This window comes from Azoarcus indigens, from assembly GCF_004361735.1.
Classification (GTDB): Bacteria; Pseudomonadota; Gammaproteobacteria; order Burkholderiales; family Rhodocyclaceae; genus Azoarcus; species Azoarcus indigens.
In genome coordinates, this window is the sequence record NZ_SNVV01000055.1 from 1 (window position 1) to 3,091 (window position 3,091).

At 53.6% G+C, this 3,091-nt stretch carries 3 protein-coding genes; all 3 read left to right on the plus strand.

What is annotated here, in order from left to right; translation table 11 throughout:
• Positions 1-2,202: endonuclease toxin domain-containing protein (locus C7389_RS24570; protein ID WP_211342538.1), on the plus strand; the 2,202-nt coding region annotated here is incomplete at its 5' end.
• A 5-nt stretch (positions 2,203-2,207) separates the two neighbouring features.
• The gene (locus C7389_RS24575; protein WP_133595294.1) at positions 2,208-2,705 is read left to right on the plus strand and encodes a contact-dependent growth inhibition system immunity protein; all 498 of its coding nucleotides are present in this window, start codon (positions 2,208-2,210) and stop codon (positions 2,703-2,705) included.
• A 206-nt stretch (positions 2,706-2,911) separates the two neighbouring features.
• The coding region (locus C7389_RS24580; RefSeq protein ID WP_133595295.1) for a hypothetical protein at positions 2,912-3,091 on the plus strand (180 nt) is incomplete at its 3' end.

The window sequence follows — 3,091 nt, forward strand, 5'->3', positions numbered from 1 at the left end:
AAGCTGGCGTGGCTGAAGGAGATGGAGAGCCGGGGCGACATCGACTGGCAGCGGGTGAAGGAAGTCCACGACCAGTGGAAGTACAGCCACTCGGGTATGGGTGCGGGGCTGGCGATCATCGTGGCCATCGTGGTGACGGTGCTCACTTGGGGCGCGGCCAGTGCAGCGGTGGGCGCAGGCGCTCAGGCAGGCACGGCGATGGCGGCCGCGGTGCCGGCCACGGCCACAACGGCGGCCGTGTCGGCTGGCTGGGCCAACGTGGCCTTGACCAGCGCGATCACGTCGATGGCAAGCAATGCCGCCATCAATACGATCAACAGCGGCGGCGATTTGGGCAAGGCCCTGTCCGCGACCTTCTCGGAAGAAGCGATGAAGGGCTACCTCACGAGCGCGGTAGCCGCAGGCATCACGACCGGCCTGATCGATGGTTACTTCGCCGACAAGAGCAGCGCGGGCAGCGGGGGAATCGACGTCGACCTCTCCAACGCCGGGCAGGCCAGCGCGGGCACGACCGGCCCCAGCTTCAACCTCAACGAATGGAGCAGCTTGGGCAAATTCGCGGCCTATCAGGGAAGCAAGGCCGTGGTCTCAGCCGGCGTGGATGCCGCCATAAATGGAGGGAGCTTTGAGGAGAAGCTGGCGGCTTCGCTCACCTCGGCGGCCATCCATGTGGTTTCGGCGGCGGCCTTCAACCAAGTGGGAAATCTCGGGCTGGAAGGCGGCTCTCTGGAAAAGGTTGCCGTCAAGGCGTTGGTGGGAGGTTTGATCAGCCAGGCAGCCACCGGGGATTTTGCGACCGGGGCATTGGCGGCTGGAGCCAACGAGGCGCTTTCCAACAAGCTTGCCGAGCTTGTCAAGGGTGACAAGGATCTTGAATCGATGGCTTCCCAGCTTGTTGGTGCTGTGGCAGCCGGAATTACCGGGGGCGACGTCAACCTGGGCTCGAACATCGCCCAATACGACAATCTCTATAACAGGCAGCTACATCCGAAGGAAATTGAGTTCCTCGCGGATCAAGAGTTGGTAGATCGCTATATTGGCTACATGTCGGAGCGTGGGGTTTCATTGAACGAAGCAGAAGCCCGACAGGCTTTGGACCGATACGGTGCGGCAATGGCTGATATCGGCTGGACAAGTGTCAACGGACGTGATGCGGCTACCGAAGCCTTCATCCTAGCTGAGGCAGCGAGAGTGCCGGATGTCTACATCGACAGCGATGGAAAACAGCACAAGTTGTTCTCCGTAACGGCCGAGGAGTATAGAAATGAGTTGATAAACCTTAAGCCACTTTTTAGTGCGTATGAGACAAATAATGAAGTACGGAGCTATCTAGAAAACAATTTTGATCCACAGAGACTTACCAATTGGGCCGCAGACTATCGAACTGGGCAGTTGGCTGGATATGAGGATGCGGCAAAGAACGCCACCTTAATGGGGGATGTACAAGCCCTACTGGCTGCATTGGTGGGGGCTCCTGCACATATAAAGGATGCGCTGCTCAGTGACGAAATTGGCCCCTTTGATGATGCTCAAATGCAGAGCTATTATCAGACTCTGCTCAAACTGCAAGGGCGCGGGCTAGAGGCGGGTTATCTATCCGAATACGATTGGGCAACAACACAACGTTTGGCTGTGATCGGAATCCCCCTTTCTGAGGTAGGTGGGGGGCTTGCTGCGAAAGGATTAGGCAAGGTTCTAAGTTCAATAGCAGATAGAAAAGCGGCGCTTTCAGGAAGCTTGCCGGAAAGCACCCCTCCATGGGTAAGTAGTATTGTAGATCGGCAAGAAACAGGGATTGAATGGGGGAAAGGAATTCAAAATCAAGGGATGCCATGGGAGAATTATCTTGCTTCGCAACTCCCTTCGGGAGCTCGCTTGCCGCCCGCCTTCAAGACTTTTGATTTTTATGATGTGTCAACTGGAACGGCGATTAGTGCTAAGACTTTAGATACGGCTACTGCAGCTAAGATTGCAAATCCAAGTCAGATCTATAGTTCCCTGAAGGGGAATATCGATGCAGTTGCTAAATTTGACTCATATACTTTAAGCAATATTACTTTAAACAAGAATATGATTAATGTTCGTGAGTTGCAGATCGCTGTACCATCTGGAACAACTTCGGCTCAATGGGTTCAGATTAATCGTGCGATAGAGTATGGGAAGTCACAAAAGGTTAATGTTGTCATTATTTCTATAAAGTGATGATTATGGATGAGCCGAAAAAAAGATCGTGGGTTTGTGTAAAGGCTAATAAGGATTTTTTCTTTGTCGAGACGTATTCTGGGCTCTGGAATTGTTTGCCTGATTCTCTGGGTAGGCAGCTCATGCTAAAACCGAACGCTGCTGATGAAGAGTTGGGCTCTGCTGTTGTGGAGGGACTTGCTGCTAGTCGAAAAATTGATCCTAAGGATGACCCTGGGTTTTTTGATTTCATGGGCAGGGTTGTTCCGCAATACAATTCATGGGTTGATAATGTCATTGCTGAATTTGGTTATAAGAATAAGAGGGCTATGTTTAAGGAAATGAGAAGTTGTTTAATTGAAATGGTTGGTGATTCTATTGTGATGCAGCCAATGCATCACGAAAAATTGGAAGCTTGGAGTGGGAAGGGAATCACTGAGACGGATTATGTTGTTATCCCCTCTAAGAGTCATGCTATTGATGTTGGGCGGGCTTTGAGGCTGGCTATCAGTCGCTGTACGTGATGTACCCACATTATTCAGCTTGGTTTCATCGCCGCCTGGCCACTCTTCATGTTTTCAAACGCCCTGCTTGTCCGGAGTCCTGGTGGCCTTCGCGATGTCGGTCAGTAGTCCTATGTCTGGGTAATTAGCCCACACTAGTCGCAAACCCGTTGAACTCAGCTCTGATCTGAAGTGCTGTTTTCTCCTAGGAGGGAGGAAAAGTCCTGGTGCCGGTGCTCTACCTCGCCCAGGGCGAAGGCCGGCTGGCGCCCACCGGCGCGCTGATCCAGGGCCGCGAGCTCACGCTGATCACCGGCGGAACGCTGGCCAACAGCGGCACGCTGCGCGCCACCGAGAACCTCTCGGCGGCGGCCACCACGGTGGTCAATGCCGGGCTGATGCAGGCG